The sequence below is a fragment of the Saliniramus fredricksonii genome (assembly GCF_900094735.1).
Taxonomy (GTDB): Bacteria; Pseudomonadota; Alphaproteobacteria; order Rhizobiales; family Beijerinckiaceae; genus Saliniramus; species Saliniramus fredricksonii.
In genome coordinates, this window is the sequence record NZ_FMBM01000002.1 from 447,109 (window position 1) to 465,546 (window position 18,438).

Sequence of the window (18,438 nt, forward strand, 5' to 3'; positions counted from 1 at the left end):
AGCAGCTGAATTGGCGTGGTGCACGTAAAAGTCATCTGAAGCAATTTGAAATTTTGTTCGTCTTGCGCATTCTTCCGCCACCTCCACCCGATCGATACCCCCGCATCCATCCTTCCCCACCGCGCCGCGCCGCGCTAAACAAGCGCAGCCGCCGCGCGGCAGGTCGCAACGGGGACAATCGATCCATGGCAAGCCGCTCCAACACCGCCGATATCGCCGTCACGGAACTCACCGAGCGCCAGGCGCGCAACGAATACAAGCGTCTCTCGCAGGAGATTGCGCGCCACGACGAGCTCTATCACGGCGAGGATGCGCCGCAGATCACGGATGCGGAATACGATGCGCTGCGCAAGCGGCTGGTCGATCTGGAGAATGCGCATCCCGCGCTGATCGGTGGCGATTCGCCAGGCGTGGGCGCCAAACCGTCCGAGAAATTCGCCAAGGTGCGCCACGCGGTCCCGATGCTCTCCCTCGACAACGCCTTCGACGACGCGGAGGTGCAGGATTTCGTTGCAAAGGTGCGCCGCTTCCTCAATCTCGGCGACAGCCCGCTGAGCTTCACCGCCGAGCCGAAGATCGACGGGCTCTCGCTCGCGCTTCGCTACGAGGACGGCAAGCTCGTCACCGCCGCGACGCGCGGCGATGGCAGCGAGGGCGAGGATGTCACCGCCAATGCGCGCACGGTGGAAGATATCCCGCAGGAGATCCCGCAGAAGGGTGTGGTCGAGATCCGGGGCGAGATCTATCTCTCGCATGCCGATTTCGCGGCGATCAACGCGCGCCAGGAAGAGGCCGGCAAGTCGGTCTTTGCCAATCCGCGCAACGCGGCGGCGGGCTCGCTGCGACAGCTCGATTCGCGCATCACGGCGCAGCGCCCGCTCAAATTCTTCGCCTATGCCTGGGGCGCGATGGACGCGCTGCCGGCGAAAACCCAGTTCGAGGTGGTCAAGGCTTTCGAATCATGGGGCTTTGCCACCAACCCGCACATGAAACGCTGCGAGAGCGCGCAGGAGATGCTGGCGCATTATCATTTCATCGAAGAAGAGCGCGCCTCGCTCGGCTACGATATCGACGGCGTCGTCTACAAGGTCGACGATCTCGCCCTGCAGGAGCGCCTCGGCTACGTCTCGCGCGCCCCGCGCTGGGCCCTGGCCCACAAGTTCCCCGCCCAGCAGGCCTTCACCGTGCTGGAGGATATCGAGATCAATGTCGGCCGCACCGGCACCCTCAACCCCATCGCCCGCCTGCGCCCGGTGACCGTGGGCGGCGTGGTGGTGTCGAACGCGACTTTGCATAACGAGGGCTACATTGAAGGCACCGGCGGCAATGGCGAGAAAATCCGCGAGGGCCGCGATATCCGCATCGGCGACACGGTGATCGTCCTGCGCGCCGGTGATGTCATCCCCAAGGTTCGTGACGTGGTGATCGACAAGCGGCCCGACGATGCGAAGCCTTATGAATTCCCCACGAGTTGCCCGGCCTGCGGCAGTCCGGCAATTCGCGAAATCAGTGCTCGGACGGGAAAAAGAGCCGCTGCACGGCGTTGTACAGGTGGTCTTACTTGTCCTGCTCAACGCATGGAGCGTTTAAAGCACTTTGTCTCCAAGAAATCTATGGACATCGAAGGCCTTGGCGAAACTAATATTGAGACGTTGTTTGAATCAAGGGTTATAAAAGGGCCCTCTGATCTATTTAAAATGAAATTTAATGATGTGAAAGATGCAATTGAAAACCGTAGGCGAATTATCGCGCTAAAGCGCTTAGAGCGTAATGAGACAAAAACTAGTAAGTATTTATTTCAAGAAATTAACAACTTAAATGAAGATGAATCAAAATCTGTGCAAAAAATTTTCGACTCTATAGATGAGCGTAGAACTGTGCCGTTGGAACGATTCATTTTTGCACTTGGAATACGACATGTAGGCGAAGTTACTGCAAAATCCTTGGCTAAGCTTCGCCCGTCAATAATCGATCTTCTATCATTGCTGGATAAAGCGCAGCGTGAGAGGCCAAGTTTGGAATATGATGAATTGTTAATGATGTATGGAATTGGCGAGGTTGGTCGGAAGAATCTTGTCAATATGAGCCCGGAGAATATGAACTCACTTTTCATAAAGAGTGCGGTTCAAAATATAGTTAATAAAAATGCAGTTGATTCGCTTTTGAAAAGTTGTAGCTCGTGGGAAGGCGTTTTGAATTTTATTCGGAAGGCTTCTTCAGGAAAGCCGGGCGAAAATTATAACATGCTTGCACAAACAAAAAACATTGGTGAAGTGGCTGCGCGTTCAATTCTTGATTTTATATCGGACTCTCATAACAGGAAAGAGGTCGATTCCCTGATCGAGCAAATTGAATTTACCGCTCCAGCTGCGCCTGATGGGTCGGGTGTTATGTCGAATTTGACTATCGTTTTTACGGGTAAATTCGAGGAGATGACTCGTGACGAAGCAAAGGCTACTGCCGAGCGTTTGGGTGCGCGAGTGTCCAGTTCTGTTTCGAAAAACACGGATATCGTGGTGGCTGGTCCCGGTGCGGGCTCAAAGCTGAAGGATGCACAAAGGCACAATGTAAAAATAATTGACGAAAATGAATGGTTGGCAATGCTATCGGATAGTTGATCTTCCACCTGCGTTGCGTTATCTCTTCTCTCACACGTTTTGGCTGTTGTAGATAAAGAATGCGCGCGTTAGCTATCGATTTCGAGACGGCGAACGAGATGCGGAGCAGCCCTTGCGCCGTCGGGCTGGCATGGGTCGAGGCCGGCAGGATTGTGCGGCGCGAGTATCGGCTTATTCGACCAGCAGAGATGCGATTTTCATGGCATAATCAAAGGGTTCATGGGATAACATCCGAAGACGTTGCAGATTCATACTCTTTTCCGGATTTTTTGGACGAGTTTAAGGGCGACCTGGAAAGTCGTCCTTTGCTGGCACACAATGCAGCTTTTGATATCAGTGTTTTGTGCGAGACTTGTGCCCTGTATGAGCTCCCGATTCCCCGAGTTTCATATCTTTGTAGTTTGAAGATGGCTCGCTCGGTATGGCCGCATCAGCGCGATTTTTCGCTTGGAAAATTGGCTCGAACATTTGGAATTGAGTTCAAGCATCATCATGCTAGTGAAGATGCTTTTGCCTGTGCTCATCTTGTATTGAAAGCGATTAAAGATCTGTGTTTGGAAGATGTTGATGATTTCAATAGTGTTTTGGGTTTGAAATTAGATCATTTGATTTTAGATAAAACTTATTCGAAAATGAACATAAAGAGCAAAAAATTATTCTCAGAAGAAATTGTGCCGAGTAAAATTTCTAATTTTCCTTCGTTCTTGGTGTTGGGCAGGAGGGGCAATCACTACCGTATTTCGGTGCAAGGCCGAAACGAATATTTTTTGTCAAAATGCACTTGTCGCGCCGGATCGAGTCAAATTTTATGTTGGCATGTAAAGGCACTTTTGGAGGGGGATATTACGTATCTCATTTCCGACAATGCGCATGAAGTACAACGGTTTTGTGAAATTGTCTCTGCCGGCGAAATCGCGCGTCAGGAAGGGCGAATCCGGGCAGATTCCAAAAAACGAAAGATTAAAGCCCCGGATCAGGTCTCAAACCGAATCGGCAAGGGGCTGGGTCCTGTCGAGCCCATCGCCGGCAAGACCATCGTCTTCACCGGGTCGCTGGAACAGCTCACGCGGGACGAGGCCAAGGCGCTGGGCGAGCGGCTCGGGGCGAAGGTTGCGGGGTCGGTGTCGAAGAAGACGGATCTCGTGGTGGCGGGGCCGGGCGCCGGGTCGAAGCTCGCCAAGGCGGCGGAACTCGGCATCGAGACACTGACGGAAGAGGAATTCCTGCAACGGGTCGGGCGCGGCTGACGCAGACGGGCTGAATGCACAATCCTGTGAAAAAGTTCCGCATTCCTGCGTTGTGCTTACAGATGTTAACCGAAAAATAAACAAATGAAGAATGCGCACTCATTATCTGCTAATACTCATCCAGTAAACCAGTCCACACACAATCATTAATGGTGGCCTCATGACGTTGACGTCCCTTCCGCTCACGCCCGGCCCTGACGCGCATTCCGGCGCTGCGCCTGACCGCGTCACCTTCATGGGGCTGTCCCTGCGCGCTGACGGCGCCGTTTTGCGCCCGCGTGCGGAGACGGAATTGCTTGGGCGGCAGGCGCAGGCCATTCTGGCACGACGGCCCGGCGCCCAGATCGTCGTCGACATGTGCTGCGGCAGCGGCAATCTCGCCGTGGCGCTCGCGCATGGCCATCCCCAGGCGCTCGTCTATGCCTGCGACCTGACCCAGGAATGCGTTGATGTCGCGCAGGCGAATGCCGTTGATCACGGGCTGAACGGGCGGGTGCTCGTGCGGCGTGGCGACATGTTCGCGGCCCTGTACGGTGTGGGGCTGGAGCATCGGGTCGATCTCGTGGTGTGCAACCCGCCCTATATCTCCAGCGGAAGGCTGGAGCGCGACCGCTCGCATCTTCTGCGCGAAGAGCCGCGCGAGGCCTTTGACGGCGGCCCCTACGGCATCTCCATCCTGCAACGCATGGCGCGTGAATCGATCCGCTTCATCAAGCCCGGCGGCTGGATCGCCTTCGAATTCGGGCATGGCCAGGAATTGCAGGCGAAACTACTGATCGACCGCACCAGGCGCTTCGAACCGGTCACCTTCGCTCATGATGAAACCGGCGCGCCGCGCGTCGCCATGGCCCGCAGGCGCGGCGATGGCTGAGCCGGCACTCTCGACAGCAATGCCTGCCGCAACGGCAGAAGCTGCCGCCGGCGTCGTGCCGTGCACGGCGGCGCATCTGCCCGCCGTCGCGGCCATGTTCGCGCGCACCTTTCGCGGGCGCGGCGCGGTTGCAACGCCGTCCCTGCAACAGACGATCGCGCGGCTGTTTCTCGAGCGTGATGCGGCTGATGCGGATATCCCTTCCCTGGTCCATGTCGATGCGAGCGGCGCCGTCGACGGCTTTCTCGGCGTGCGGGTGTCGCCCTTCGAACTCGCGGGCAGGCCGGTGAGGGTAGCGTTCTGCGGATCGCTGATGGCATCCGCGCCAGATACTGATCCCTTTGTCGGCGCGAAACTGCTGCGCCGCTTTCTCGCCGGCCCGCAGGATATCTCGGCGAGCGAGACCGCCAATGCCGTCTCGCAGGCCCTGTGGACCCGTCTGCGCGGAGCGGTTCTGCCCGATTACAGCCTTGAATGGATGCGGGTGCTGCGCCCCGTCGCTTTCGGTCTGGCGCTGGCCGGCCACGCGAAGCCCGCCCTGAACCGGCTCCAGCCGCTGACGCGTCCCTTCGATGCGCTTGCGCGGCGTATCGGTCCCTTCGCTCCGCCGCAAGCCGGGCCCTGCACCGATTCCGCGGCGGACGACGCCATGATCGGGGCGCTCCTTGAGCGCTTCAGCGCCGGCGCCGTTCTGCGTCCGGACTGGGCCGCCCTCGATCTCGGCGCGCGTCTTGCCGATGCGCGACACAAGGCCCGCTATGGTGCGATGCAGGCAAGGGTCGTCTGGCGGGGTGAAACGGCGATCGGGCTGTTCATCTATCACGCCCGGCCCGGCGGGATGGCGCATGTGCTCGAACTCGCCGCCGCGCCGGGTCAACTGCCCGCCGTTGTCGATCATCTCTTCGCCCATGCCCATGCATGCGGCCTGGCCGGCCTGCGCGGGCGCACGCGACCGGATCTGCTCGAAGTTCTGCTGACGCGCCGCTGCCAGTTCACCCATCGCGCGGCGACCGTGCTGACGAGCCGCGATCCCGCCATGATGGCGCGAATCCGCAGCGGGCGCATCGTGGTCAACGGGCTCGCGGGCGAGAACTGGATGCCGCTGATCGGGCACGATTTCCGGTAAGCCGGTCCTGTCAGTCTGTTAACTTTAATGCCAAGTAATTCTTTATAAATTTAAATAAATGCGGACAAATCCGTGCGCTTTGTTATCATCTCATGCGTGTACAGGAGCAGGCGTGTCAGATGTGGACGCCGTTTCCGAAGGGTTGAACGGAGGGGTCTATGTGCGGGATTGCCGGCTATGTCGCAAGATACGCACCGCTTGCGAAAGCGGCGGATATCCTCGCCGGCATGGCCCGGGCGCTGCATCATCGCGGTCCCGATGCGTCGGGCGCCAGCCTGATTCCCGGTCGTGACATCGCGCAGATCGGTCTCGCCCATACCCGTCTTTCCATTGTCGGTCTCGCCGACGGCACCCAGCCGATGGGCTTCGGCGAGGATGGCGCGCTCACCATCAGCTTCAATGGCGAGATCTTCAATTTCGTCGAACTGCGCGCCGAAATGGAAGCGCGCGGGCGTCGCTTCCGCACCGGCTCGGATACGGAAGTCCTGCTGCAACTCTATGACGAGATGGGGCTCGACTGTCTCGAAAAGCTCAACGGCGATTTCGCCTTCGCCCTCTGGGATGCGCGCGCGCAGCGCCTCGTTCTGGCGCGCGACAGGATGGGCGTGCGCCCGCTCTATCACACGCTTCATGAAGGCATCTTCGCCTTCGCTTCCGAGGTCAAGGCGCTGTTCGCGCTGCCCGGTTTCGCGCCGCAGCCCGATCCGATCGCGCTCGATCAGATCTTCACGCTCTGGGCCCCGATCGCCCCGCGCACACCGTTTGCAGGGGTGAGCGAGCTGCAGCCCGGCCATTGCCTCGTCGTCGATGCCCATGGCATGCGCGAGCACGCCTATTGGCAATTGAGCTTCCCCGATCACGCGGATGCCGCGCGCGATGCCGATCCGGCCCGCGTGGCGCAAGACGTCGCCGCGATGCTCACCGATGCCACGCGCATCCGCCTGCGTGCCGATGTGCCCGTGGGCGCCTATCTCTCGGGCGGTTTCGATTCGGCGCTGACCAGCGCGCTGGCCGCACGCGAAGTGCCGGATCTGCATACGTTCTCGGTGACCTTCGATTCGCCCGAGCATGACGAGAGCGCCGAGCAGCAGGCCATGGTCGCAGCGCTGGGCACGCGTCATGCTTGCGTGAATTGCGGTGATCGCGAGATCGCCCAGGCTTTCGCGGAGATGCTTGCGCATGCCGAGCGCCCGGTGATCCGCACCGCCCCCGCGCCACTCTTCCTGCTGTCGAAGCTCGTGCGCGACGAGGGTTTCAAGGTGGTGCTGACCGGGGAGGGGGCTGACGAGGTCTTTGCCGGTTACGACATTTTCAAGGAGGCGGGGCTGCGCCGCTTCTGCGCCCGCCAGCCGGGCTCGAAGCTGCGTCCGCAGCTGTTCCGGCGGCTCTATCCCTATCTGCCGGGGCTGCAGAAGCAATCTGCGGAATATCTCGCGGCCTTCTTCGGCGCAGGTGCCGACGATCCGGCGGATCCGCTGTTCTCGCACGGTCCGCGCCTGCGCGGGACGGCGGCGGCGAAGCTGTTCTTCTCGCCCGATCTGCGCGCGCAGATCGGCGATTACGACGCCCGCGAAGAGATGGCAGCCTCCCTGCCGTCGGATTTCGCGCGCTGGCATCCCCTGCACCAGGCGCAGTACCTGGAAACGCGCTTTCTCCTGCCTGGCTACATTCTCTCCAGCCAGGGTGATCGCATGGCCATGGCGCATGGGGTCGAGGGGCGCTTCCCCTTTCTCGACCATCGCGTGGTCGAGCAGGCGGCGGCCATCCCGCCGGGCCTCAAGCTCAAGGGCCTGCGCGAGAAGCACATTCTGCGCGAGGCGTTCGGCGATCTCCTGCCGCACGACATCGCACAGCGCACCAAGCAGCCCTATCGCGCCCCCGACAGCGCCGCCTTCGCCGGCGCGCATGCGCAAGGCCTGCGTGACGAGGCACTCTCGCCGGAAGCGCTTGCCGCGACCGGCCTGTTCAATCCCGCTCCCGTCGCCAAACTCGCCGCGAAAGTGGCGCGTGGCGGCGTGAGCGGTTTTCGCGACAATGCCGCCTTCATCGGCATTCTCTCCACCCAGACCTGGCATGCCCGCTTCATCGGCGGGGCGGGCATGCGTAACCGGGCAGCCGCCTGAACGACATTCACCGAGGAGAACCGGCATGGCCGACATCATTGAAACCGCTCTGCGCAGCTTCATCACCGAGAATTTCCTGTTCGGCGACGACAGCCGCGCCATCGCGGGTTCGGATTCGCTGATCCAGAACGACCTGATGGACTCGACCGGCATTCTCGAGCTGGTCGCCTTCCTCGAGGACCATTTCGGCATCAGCGTCGCCGACGAGGACATCATGCCGGAAAATCTCGATTCCATCGACCGCATCACCGCCTATGTGACGCGCCGGCAGGAAGAGCAGGTCTCGCGCGTCGCGTGAGCCGCGATCCTTCTGCGGTGATCTGACGGAGAGGTTTTCAGCATGCGTCTCGACGCGTTCCTGCGCGCTTCTGCTGCGCGCCATCCCGACAAGACCGCGCTCGTCAACGGCGAGACGCGTCTGAGCTACGCCGCCTTCGACGCAGCCTGTGACAGGCTCGCGGCGAGCCTCGTCGCCGCCGGCCTGAAGCCCGGCGAGCGGGTGCTGGTCTTCATGGACAATTGCTGGGAAGCGGCGGTCGCGATCTATGCGGTGTCGCGCGCCGGCGGCGTGTTCTCGCCGATCAACCCCTCCACCAAGGCCGACAAGCTCGCCTACATCATCGCCAATTGCCGCGCACGCGCGCTGATCACCCTCGACCGTCTGGCGAAGGTGGCCGGCACGGCTCTGGCGCAGGCGCCCGGTCCCGATATCGCCATCATTGCCGGCCCGCGCGCCGATGCGGCGATTGGCGAGACGATGCCCGAGGACGTGGCGGCGATGAGCTTCGCGCAGGCGCTCAACGCGGGGGCGGAAGGCGATCTTTCCTGCACTGATGCTCTTCCCCGCGCCGATCGCGCCGATTCCGATCTGGCCATGCTGATCTACACCTCCGGCTCCACCGGACAGCCCAAGGGCGTGATGATGGCGCATGAAAATATTGATGCGGCATCCGCCTCGATCACCACATATCTGCGCAACACGCCCGACGACATCATCCTCAATGTCCTGCCGATCGCCTTCGATTACGGGCTGTATCAGCTGATCATGGCGGTACGCATGGGCGCGACGCTGGTGCTGGAGAAGTCCTTCGCCTTCCCGCAGGCGATCTTTGATCTGATGCGCCGCGAGCGCGTCACCGGCCTGCCGCTGGTGCCGACCATGGCGGCGATGATCCTGCAGATGAAAAATCTCGAACCGGGCTTCCTGCCCGATCTGCGCTACGTGACCAACACCGCCGCCGCGCTGCCGCCGGCGCATATCGCGCGGCTGCGCGCATTGTTGCCGGGTGTGGCGCTCTATTCAATGTATGGCCTGACCGAGTGCAAGCGCTGCACCTGGCTGCCGCCCGAGGATCTCGACGCGAAGCCGGGCTCCGTCGGCATCGCCATTCCGGGCACCCGCGCCTTCGTCGTCGATGATGACGGTCATGAACTGCCCGCCGGCGCCATCGGCGAGCTCGCCATTGCCGGCCCGCATGTGATGCTGGGTTACTGGGAGAATCCGCAGGCGAGCGCCGCCTGTCTGCGCCCGGCCACATCACCCGGTGAGCGCATCCTGATGACCGGCGATCTCTTCCGCGCGGATGCAGACGGGTATCTCTATTTCGTCGGGCGCAAGGACGACATCATCAAGAGCCGCAGCGAGAAGGTCGCGCCCAAGGAAGTCGAGACGGTGCTGCATGCCTGCCCGGGCGTGGCCGAGGCGGTCGTCGTCGGCACTCCCGATCCGGTGCTCGGCCAGGCCGTGACCGCCCTCGTCGTGCGCAGTGATGCGACGGTGAAGGAGCGCGACGTGATCCGCCACTGCGCGGCCAACCTGGAAGATTTCATGGTGCCCAGACGAATCGTCTTCCGTGACACCCTGCCACGTACGGATACCGGCAAGATCAGTCGCCGTCTGGCCTCACAAACCCTCGACGCAAAAACTCCGGAGGCCGCAGAATGAATGCCGCGACAGCCCTTGCCGTAAAGCCGGATGCGTTCGGCCCGCATGTGCTCGACATCGATGCGCCGGCGGAGGTCGCGCGCATCACCGAGGCGCTTCGCCGGCAATTGCGCGCAGATTTGCGCAAGCGCGGCCTCGTGCTCGGGCTTTCCGGCGGAATCGATTCCAGCGTCTGCGCCGCGCTCGCCGCGCAGGCGGTGGGGGGAAAGAACGTCTTCTGCCTGTTCATGCCCGAAAACGATTCCGATCCCGAGAGCCTCGCCCTCGGCCGGCTCGTGGCCCGGACCTACGGGCTCGAAGCCGAGATCGAGGATATCGGCCCCACCCTCGACGCGATGGGCTGCTACCGCCGTCGCGACGCCTTCATCCGCGAGATCGTTCCGGAATACGGGCCGGGCTGGGCCTGCAAGGTGGTGATCGCCAACTCGCTCGAACGTGCCGGCTACAACATCTCCTCGCTGGTCGTGCAATCGCCCGAGGGTGAGACGACGCGTCACCGCCTGACGCCGCAGGTCTATCTCGGCATCGTGGCCGCCACCAACATGAAACAGCGCACCCGCAAGCAGATCGAATACTACCATGCCGACCGGCTGAACTTCGCCGTGATCGGCACGCCGAACCGGCTGGAATACGATCAGGGCTTCTTCGTCAAGAACGGCGACGGCGCCGCCGACGTCAAGCCGATCGCGCATCTCTACAAGTCGCAGGTCTACCAGCTCGCCGATCATCTCGGCGTGCCGGCGGAGATCAGCGCCCGCCCGCCCACCACCGATACCTGGTCGCTGGCACAGACGCAGGAGGAGTTCTACTTCGCCCTGCCCACCGACAAGATGGATCTGTGTCTCTACGGGCTCAATCACGGCGTACCCGCCGACGATGTCGCGCAAGCTGTAGGAATTACGGCGGAGCAGGTCGGGCGTGTGTGGGACGACATCACCGCCAAACGCAAGGCCACGCGTTATCTGCATGCCGCGCCACGCCTCGTGGAGGGCGTTGCCGAGATCGGCTGAGGCCGCGCGCAAACGCGCGACCCATCCGGCAAAGCTGCCTCTCGTCAGCGCTTCCCGCGCCGTTATCATCGCATCGCGATGAACCAATGCGTGTCGGGAGGAGAGCATGATGGACAAGATCAATGTGGCAGGCCGCAATTTCCGGGTCGCCATCGACGGGCCGGATGATGCGCCGCCGCTGATGCTGTCGAACTCGCTGGCAACCAATCTGGCCATGTGGGATGCGCAGATGCCGGCTCTTGCCGCGCATTTCCGCGTCATCCGCTACGATCATCGCGGCCATGGCGCAAGCGACGCACCGCAGGGGCCCTACAGCTTCGCCGGACTGGCAGAGGATGCGGTGGGCATTCTCGATGCGCTGGGTATCGAAAAGGCGCATTGGTGCGGGCTCTCCATGGGTGGCATGACGGGCATGCGGATGCTGACCCATCATCGCGAGCGCATCGGACGGGCCGTGCTTGCCAACACGGCGGCGCAGATGGGGACGGCCGATGTCTGGAACAGCCGGGCCGAGACCGCGCGCGCGCAGGGCATGTCCGTTATTGCCGGCCCGACCCTGGAGCGCTGGTTCACGCCGGAATTCCGTGAATCCGACCCGCAGGCGGTCGGGCGCGTGCGGGAAATGATCCACGCGACCCCGGCCCAGGGCTATGCCGCCTGCTGCGAGGCGATCCGCGACATGGACCAGCGCGAGAGCATCCGCGCCGTCGAGGCGCCCGTCCTCGTCGTGATCGGCGCGCGTGACCCCTCGACCACACCCGAACACGGCGAACTCATCCGTGATGCGATTACCGGCGCGCAGGCCGTGACGCTTGATGCGGCGCATCTGTCCAATGTCGAACGACCCGAGGAATTCACCAGGGCCGTCATGGATTTCCTGCTGGAGCGGTGAGGGGGAAGGCGGGCCGGAACCTCCCGGCCCGCGCATGCGTTTCCCGCGAGGATGCGGGAGGCGTGCATGACTTATTACCAGAGCCTCTCGGCTGCCGGGTTTGCGGCGACAGCGATCAGTTACGGACCCGGACGGATGGGGTTTGGCCTGTTCGTCCCGGAATTCAGGTCTGAATTCGCCCTGTCGAGCGCGGTTGTGGGATTCGTTTCGGGTCTGGGTTTCTTCGGCTTCTTCCTGGGTCTGATCATTGCGCAGGTTCTGCTGATCAAGCGGGGGCCGGAAGCGCCGGTCCTGTCCGGGCTGGTCGCGGCCACGTCGGGTATGGTGCTCGTCGCGCTCGCGCCAAACCTTCTCGTCCTTGCCATCGGCGTGTTCCTCGTCGCCTCGAGCGCCGGCTTCGCATGGACACCTTTCAATGATGCGGTTCACCGCAAGGTGTTCGATGTCGACAGGCCGACGGCGCTGTCACGGATCAGCACCGGCACCAGTATCGGCATTGCCGGTGCCGGCATCGCGGCGCTCTTGATGGCGTTGACAGGCGTTTCATGGCGTGTGTGCTGGGCTTTCTTCGCGCTCGCGAGCGCTGTCGCGCTGATCGTCAACTGGCTGGTTCTGCGCGAGATCGAAAGGGATCCCGAGGGGCTGCCCGAACGTGGATGGCGCCATCTCTTGCGGATCGAGGCGCTGCCGCTCTTTGTCATCGCCTTCGTCTACGGCACGATTTCCGCGATCTATATCGCCTTTGCCGGGGATCACATGCTGGAGAGCGGGGGCGTGGCCGGGTTGCCGGTTGCCGCGACACCCGCCATGGTTTTTCTGATCTACGGCCTCTTCGGCCTCACCGGTCTCCTCACCGGGCGCATCGAGGCGGTGATCGGGCTGCCCTGGCTGCTGCGTGGCCTCATGCTGGCGGGCGCGTTGTCCCTCGCGTTCGCGGCGCTCCTGCCTGGCAGCTGGGTGGGGCTCGTGCCCTCTGCCGGGTTGCAGGGCCTGCATGTGATGATGACGAGCGCCGTGCTCGCCTTCTGGTCGGAACGCCTGTTTCCGGCGCTTCCGTCGCTCGGCTTCACGGCTGCGCTCGTGGCGAGTGCGGCGGGGAGTGTTCTGGGGCCATCTGTCGCAGGTATGGCGGCAGACGCTTACGGTCCCGCAACGATGTTCCTCGCTGCCGCCACACTTCCCGCCGCGACGGCGCTTGTTCTGCGCGAAAGCCAGCTTCGCAGCCGTGCGGTAAACGCTGCCATGGCCTATCGTGCGCAGTTGCGCTGAGTTGCCTGGAAGCCGGTGGCGCGGGTCACGCGTCGCGAATCGACAGGAATGCGGCGTTGCAGCAACAGCGCCATCGACATGATTGTGCAACATTTCAAATCCGGGCTGAAGCCGGAATCGGACGGGGCGTTTCATGCTGCATGTGTTTTCGGGAGTCTGGGCGCTCCTGCTCGGTATCGTGCTGATCATGCTGGGCAACGGCATGCATTTCACGCTGATCGGCCTGCGCGGCGGAATCGAGAATTTCTCGTCCGCCGAGCTCGCCATCGTCACATCGGGTTACTTCATCGGTTTTCTCTCCGGCGCGCGTTTCTCCCCGATCCTGATCCGGCGGGTCGGGCATGTGCGGGTCTTCGCGGCTCTGGGCAGTTTCATGTCGGCGGGGCTGATCGCCTTTCCGCTGCTGGCGGATCCCATTGCCTGGACGCTGCTGCGGGTGCTGATCGGTTTCTGCATGTCGGGCATTTACGTCGTTGCCGAGAGCTGGCTCAACAACGCCTCCACCAACGAAACCCGCGGCTCGGTGCTGTCGGCCTACATGATCGCGCAGACACTCGGCATCATCGGCGCGCAGGGCTTGCTGACGACCGGTGATGCCGGCACTTCTGTGCTTTTCATCGGTGCATCCATTCTCGTCTCCATTTCATTCGCGCCGATTCTGCTTTCCGTGACCCCGGCTCCGATGGTCGAGGTGGCGCGCCCGATGTCCCTGCGTGCGCTGTTCGGTGGCTCGCCGCTGGGGACTGCGGGGATATTCCTGCTGGGCAGCATCTATGCGACGCAATCGGGCATGGGCGCGGTTTTCGGCAGCCAGATCGGGATGACGGCTTCGCAGATCGCGCTGTTCGTGGCGATGCTGTTCGCCGGTGCGTTGCTTCTGCAATACCCGATCGGCTGGCTCTCGGACCAGATGGACCGGCGCAAGCTGATCTTCGGCGCGGCCGCTCTGGGAATGGTTTCGTGTACGATCGGCTGGTTCACCGGCGGCGGTTTGTGGCCGCTGATGGCGGCCGCCTTCTTCGCCGGCGGGGTGACGACGCCGCTCTATGCGCTGCTTCTGGCCCATACCAACGATTATCTCGATGCCGACGACATGCCGGCTGCATCCGGCGGGCTCGTTTTCACCTTCGGGCTCGGGGCGATCGGCGGCCCGCTGGTGACGGGCTGGGCGATGCAGGAGGTCGGCCCGTTCGCCTTCTGGCTGGTTCTGGGGGGCACTTTCGCCGCCATCGCGCTCTACGCGCTGTACCGCATGACACAACGGGCCGTTACTCCGACGGACGAGACGCAGAGCTACCTCTCCGTGCTGCCCACCTCCTCGCCCGTCGCGGTCGAAGCGGCCGGCGTCTGGGCGGTCGAGCAGGCCGAGGCAGAGGCCGAGCAGGCTGCACAGGAAGAGGCTGCGCAAGAGGAGGCTGTGCAAGAGGAGGCCGCACAGGAGGAATCTGCGCGAGAGGCGGCGGGAGAACAGGAGCCGGGTGATCACGATGGGAGCGACCGGGCGCCTGCGGAACGCAAGGTCGGCGGGGACGTCTGATCCCGCGCGGCCTGTCTGCCGGCGTACCCGATCGCCGTTACCGCGTCGCGATGGTGATGGCGGCGCCGGCCATCACCGTGCCCGATCCGCGATTGACCAGCCGCAGGGCGCGTGGCGAGGTGAACAGGCGGCGCGCGCGTGCTGCGAGGCCGATATAGATGCCGAAGACCACGGCCAGCACGGCGAGCGCCACCAGGGAGGCGAGCACGAATCCGGTGAGGCCGAGCCGGGTCGGATCGAAGATCAGCGGGACGAGCGCGACGTAGAAGACCATTACCTTGGGATTGCCCATGGTCACGGCCAGGCCGGCGAGGAACAGCTTCACCGGCGATTCGCGGCGCGTATCGGCATGGATGTCCCGCCCGCTGACCGGTGCGGTCCAAAGCCGCCAGGCGAGATAGGCGAGATAGGCTGCGCCCGCATATTTCACCACGAGGAAGAGGCCGGCGAAGCTCTGCGCCAGCGCGATCAGCCCGGCCATGGCGAAGGCGAGCCAGATGACGTCACCGAAGGCCAGACCGAAAGTGAAGGCGAAGGCACCGCGCGGCCCGCGTCCGAGCACGCGCGCGAGCAGGGCGGCGACGCCCGGCCCTGGCGAGGCGGCGGCGATGAACAGGGCGGCTGCAAAGGCGCCGATCCCGGCAAAGTCGATCTCCGACGGCATGATGATGAGACTCCGCGCATTCTCTACGCGTCTCCTCGCATGGTTGCCGGTATCTGTCGATCAAATGGCGCATGGGGGCAGGCGCGCTTTCCCGTTGCGCGTGAGCCAACGCTTCTCTAGCCATAGAGGAAAGCGAAAAGGCCCCCGCTGCGGGGCACGGAGACGAGGAGGCTGCGATGACCTACGAGACCATTCTCGCTGATACCCGCGACGGCGGCGTCGGCCTGATCACCATCAATCGCCCGCAGGCGCTCAACGCGCTCAATTCCACGGTCGTTGCCGAGATCAACACGGCGCTCGACGGATTCGAGAAGGATGCCGCGATCGGCTGCATCGTGATCACCGGATCCGAGAAGGCCTTCGCTGCCGGGGCCGATATCAAGGAAATGCAGGATCTGACCTTCCCGCAGACCTATCTCGACGATTTCATCACCGCCTGGGACCGGGTCGCAGGCCGGCGCAAGCCGATCATCGCGGCGGTGTCGGGCTTCGCGCTGGGCGGTGGCTGCGAACTCGCCATGATGTGTGATTTCATCATCGCCTCGGAGACCGCGAAATTCGGTCAGCCCGAGATCAAGCTCGGCGTTCTGCCCGGTGCCGGCGGCACGCAGCGTCTGACGCGCTTCGTCGGCAAGGCCAAGGCGATGGAAATGTGCCTCACCGGGCGCATGATGGATGCCGAGGAGGCCGAGCGCTCCGGGCTCGTGTCGCGCATCGTGCCGGCGGCGGATCTTCTCGAGGATGCGCTGAAGACCGCGCGCGGCATTGCCGGCATGTCGATACCGGTGGCGATGATGGTCAAGGAGAGCGTCAACCGCGCCTACGAGACGACGCTTGCCGAGGGCGTGCGTTTCGAGCGCCGTGTCTTCCACGCCGTCTTCGCCACGGCTGATCAGAAGGAGGGCATGTCCGCCTTCGTCGACAAGCGCAAGCCCGATTTCAAGGACGCATGAAGCATGAGCGATAAACCCGTCTCCGCCGGCCCGGCCGGTTACGCCACCATCGCCGATGTCGAGCGTGCCGCCGCCCGTCTGAAAGGCGTGGCGCATCGCACGCCGGTTCTGACTTCGCGCACGGCGAATGCGCTGGCGGGGGCCTCGTTCTATTTCAAGGCCGAGAATCTGCAGCGTACCGGCGCCTTCAAGTTTCGCGGCGCCTATAACGCCATTGCGGCGCTCGACGCGGCGCAGCGCAAGGGCGGCGTGGTGACCTATTCCTCGGGCAACCACGCCCAGGCCATCGCCTGCGCCGGCGGGCTGCTCGGCGTACCGGTGACGGTGGTGATGCCGCATGACGCCCCTGCCATCAAGGTTGCGGCGACGCGCGGCTATGGCGGCGAGGTGGTGAGCTACGACCGCTTCAGCGAATCGCGCGAGGCGATCGGCGAGACGCTCGCACGCGAGCGCGGTCTCACCCTGATCCCGCCCTATGATCATGACGACGTTCTGGCCGGGCAGGGTACCGCCACGCTGGAACTCCTGGAGGAGGTCGGCCCGCTCGATCGTCTTTATGTCTGTCTGGGCGGTGGCGGCCTGCTCGCGGGCGGCCTGCTGGCGGCGGGCCGGCTCGCGCCGGATTGCGCGGTGATCGGCGTCGAGCCGGAAGCCGGCAATGACGGCCAGCAGAGCCTGCGCAAGGGCGAGGTCGTGACGATCCCGGTGCCGCATACCATCGCCGATGGCGCGATGACGCCTTATCTCGGGGCGCGCACCTTCCCCATCATTCGCGAGCGGGTGCATGACATCGTCACCGTCAGCGACGCGGCGCTGGTCGCGGCGATGCGGTTCTTCGCCCAGCGGATGAAGCTGATCGTGGAGCCGACGGGCTGCCTTGCGGCGGCGGCGGCCTTCGCTGCGGGTGACGAAATCACCGGCAAGCGCGTCGGTGTGATTCTCTCCGGCGGCAATGTCGATCTCACCCGTTTCGCGGCGCTGATCGGGGCCGATTGAGGGATGCGTTGTGCGGGCGCTGTTTTTGCGGGAAACGCGTTGACGCGCGATGGTGCAAACGATATAAGCCCGGGCTCACGGGACGTGTTGCGCAGGGTGCACACGCCGACGGGTTAGCCAGAAATTCGCCGACCCTCCGCAGGCCCAGACGGGCACCTGCCGGGGTAGGGCTTTGAACAAACGGGGTCGACAGACATGGCCAATACCACTTCGGCCAAGAAGATGACGCGCAAGATCGTCAAGCGCACGGCAGTCAACAAGGCGCGCCGTTCGCGCATGCGTACCTTCATTCGCAAGGTCGAAGAGGCGATTGCCTCCGGTGATGCCAGTGCCGCCCAGGCTGCGCTGAAGGCGGCCGAGCCGGTCATCGTGCGCGCGGCGCAGAAGGGCATCGTTCACAAGAACGCCGCCTCACGCAAGGTTTCGCGCCTGGCCCATCGCGTCAAGGCGGTGGCCGCTCCGGCGAGCTGAGGCGCGGTCATGCGCGGGCGCATCATGCGTCTGTTGTGAATACTTCGCTTTTCTTGATGACTACGATCTGAAATTGCCCGGCCCCTGGCCGGGCGTTTTGCGTTTGCGAACAGCTTTCGCGCCGGATGAGGCGCTGGAAATCGGTATGGTCGGGGCCGGGCGCTGCGGATCTTGCGGCAGCGAAATGTCGCAATGCCGACTTGTCCGGTCATATTTCCGGTTTCGTTCCACTTGACTCCCGGGCAAACACAAGGTCGCGCTCATTCAAGCCGATGCTGGCGGGTGCGCAAAAATTATCTATATATTTTAATTACTTAGATGGTAAGCCTCGTGATCGGCAGCGGAGTGCGGCGTTTGTGGCGCGAATCGCTGAGCCGGCTGAGCGGCGGGTATCTGACGCTCGCGACATGATTTGTACACAAAACGGTAAGGGTGACAGAGGCTTATTGCGGCATGTGCAGCCAGCGTTGCGCGCGGCGAATCGAATGCGCGAAATTTTCGAATCATTTTGTTGCACCCCCCCGAGGGGCTGTGTAGAGTTCAGGGACTTCGCCGGTGGCGCGGTGAGTAATCGGGAAAAAATAAGCACTATCAACTTTTATTCATGGGGGCTGCATTGTTGTGCGATGGCAAAAACCTTGTAAAGGCACAGTCTTCGACAGCGATGCGCATGAATAGAGGCTGATTGCAACACGCTCTCCCGCGTATCCCCTGAC

Annotated in this window: 14 protein-coding genes and 2 pseudogenes; 15 read left to right on the top strand and 1 reads right to left on the bottom strand. The window is 62.8% G+C overall.

The features are described 5' to 3' along the window. Positions 1–185: 185 nt before the first annotated feature. The 12 genes and pseudogenes from ligA (at position 186) to GA0071312_RS08765 (ending at position 14,638) form a co-directional block, all read left to right on the top strand. Positions 186–2,618 (top strand): NAD-dependent DNA ligase LigA, encoded by a 2,433-nt coding sequence (gene ligA, locus GA0071312_RS08715; protein WP_074444644.1) that lies wholly within the window; start codon positions 186–188, stop codon positions 2,616–2,618. A gap of 59 nt (positions 2,619–2,677) precedes the next feature. Beyond that, positions 2,678–3,133: pseudogene (locus GA0071312_RS20300) on the top strand (3'-5' exonuclease); the annotation flags it as partial. Between the two features lie 501 nt (positions 3,134–3,634). Next, positions 3,635–3,865 (top strand): annotated as a pseudogene (locus GA0071312_RS20305) (BRCT domain-containing protein); the annotation flags it as partial. A 160-nt stretch (positions 3,866–4,025) separates the two neighbouring features. Further along, positions 4,026–4,736 (top strand): N5-glutamine methyltransferase family protein, encoded by a 711-nt coding sequence (locus GA0071312_RS08725; RefSeq protein WP_074444646.1) that lies wholly within the window; start codon positions 4,026–4,028, stop codon positions 4,734–4,736. After that, positions 4,729–5,862, top strand: a complete 1,134-nt coding sequence (locus GA0071312_RS08730; protein WP_131817756.1) for a hypothetical protein — start codon at positions 4,729–4,731, stop codon at positions 5,860–5,862. Before GA0071312_RS08725 ends, GA0071312_RS08730 begins: the two co-directional genes overlap by 8 nt. 158 nt (positions 5,863–6,020) lie before the next feature. Beyond that, the gene (asnB, locus tag GA0071312_RS08735) at positions 6,021–7,985 is read left to right on the top strand and encodes an asparagine synthase (glutamine-hydrolyzing) (protein WP_074444647.1); all 1,965 of its coding nucleotides are present in this window, start codon (positions 6,021–6,023) and stop codon (positions 7,983–7,985) included. Positions 7,986–8,010: 25 nt separating this feature from the next. Then, positions 8,011–8,283 carry an acyl carrier protein gene (locus tag GA0071312_RS08740; RefSeq protein ID WP_074444648.1) on the top strand — a complete coding sequence of 91 codons (273 nt, stop codon included), beginning with the start codon at positions 8,011–8,013 and terminating at the stop codon, positions 8,281–8,283. Between the two features lie 42 nt (positions 8,284–8,325). Further along, a complete protein-coding gene (locus tag GA0071312_RS08745; RefSeq protein WP_074444649.1) occupies positions 8,326–9,930 on the top strand; it encodes a class I adenylate-forming enzyme family protein in 1,605 nt (534 codons plus the stop codon). Then, positions 9,927–10,940, top strand: a complete 1,014-nt coding sequence (gene nadE / locus GA0071312_RS08750; protein WP_074444650.1) for an NAD(+) synthase — start codon at positions 9,927–9,929, stop codon at positions 10,938–10,940. The genes GA0071312_RS08745 and nadE overlap by 4 nt, the downstream gene beginning before the upstream one ends. Positions 10,941–11,046: 106 nt before the next feature. Then, positions 11,047–11,832, top strand: coding sequence for a 3-oxoadipate enol-lactonase (gene pcaD / locus GA0071312_RS08755; RefSeq protein ID WP_074444651.1), 786 nt, complete (start codon positions 11,047–11,049; stop codon positions 11,830–11,832). A gap of 66 nt (positions 11,833–11,898) precedes the next feature. Continuing rightward, the gene (locus GA0071312_RS08760; RefSeq protein ID WP_074444652.1) at positions 11,899–13,101 is read left to right on the top strand and encodes an MFS transporter; all 1,203 of its coding nucleotides are present in this window, start codon (positions 11,899–11,901) and stop codon (positions 13,099–13,101) included. 133 nt (positions 13,102–13,234) lie between these two features. Next, the gene (locus tag GA0071312_RS08765) at positions 13,235–14,638 is read left to right on the top strand and encodes an MFS transporter (protein ID WP_074444653.1); all 1,404 of its coding nucleotides are present in this window, start codon (positions 13,235–13,237) and stop codon (positions 14,636–14,638) included. A gap of 37 nt (positions 14,639–14,675) precedes the next feature. Here the strand turns inward: GA0071312_RS08765 and GA0071312_RS08770 are convergent, their stop codons facing one another. After that, a complete protein-coding gene (locus tag GA0071312_RS08770) occupies positions 14,676–15,290 on the bottom strand; it encodes a LysE family translocator (RefSeq protein WP_074446026.1) in 615 nt (204 codons plus the stop codon). Between the two features lie 188 nt (positions 15,291–15,478). Between GA0071312_RS08770 and GA0071312_RS08775 the strand changes: the two genes are divergently transcribed. The 3 genes from GA0071312_RS08775 (at position 15,479) to rpsT (ending at position 17,722) form a co-directional block, all read left to right on the top strand. Next, entirely contained in the window at positions 15,479–16,255 is a 777-nt protein-coding gene (locus tag GA0071312_RS08775; RefSeq protein WP_074444654.1) for an enoyl-CoA hydratase, read from the top strand. A 3-nt stretch (positions 16,256–16,258) separates the two neighbouring features. Next, entirely contained in the window at positions 16,259–17,251 is a 993-nt protein-coding gene (locus tag GA0071312_RS08780; protein WP_074444655.1) for a threo-3-hydroxy-L-aspartate ammonia-lyase, read from the top strand. Positions 17,252–17,446: 195 nt separating this feature from the next. Beyond that, the gene (gene rpsT, locus GA0071312_RS08785) at positions 17,447–17,722 is read left to right on the top strand and encodes a 30S ribosomal protein S20 (RefSeq protein WP_074444656.1); all 276 of its coding nucleotides are present in this window, start codon (positions 17,447–17,449) and stop codon (positions 17,720–17,722) included. Positions 17,723–18,438: the final 716 nt, after the last annotated feature.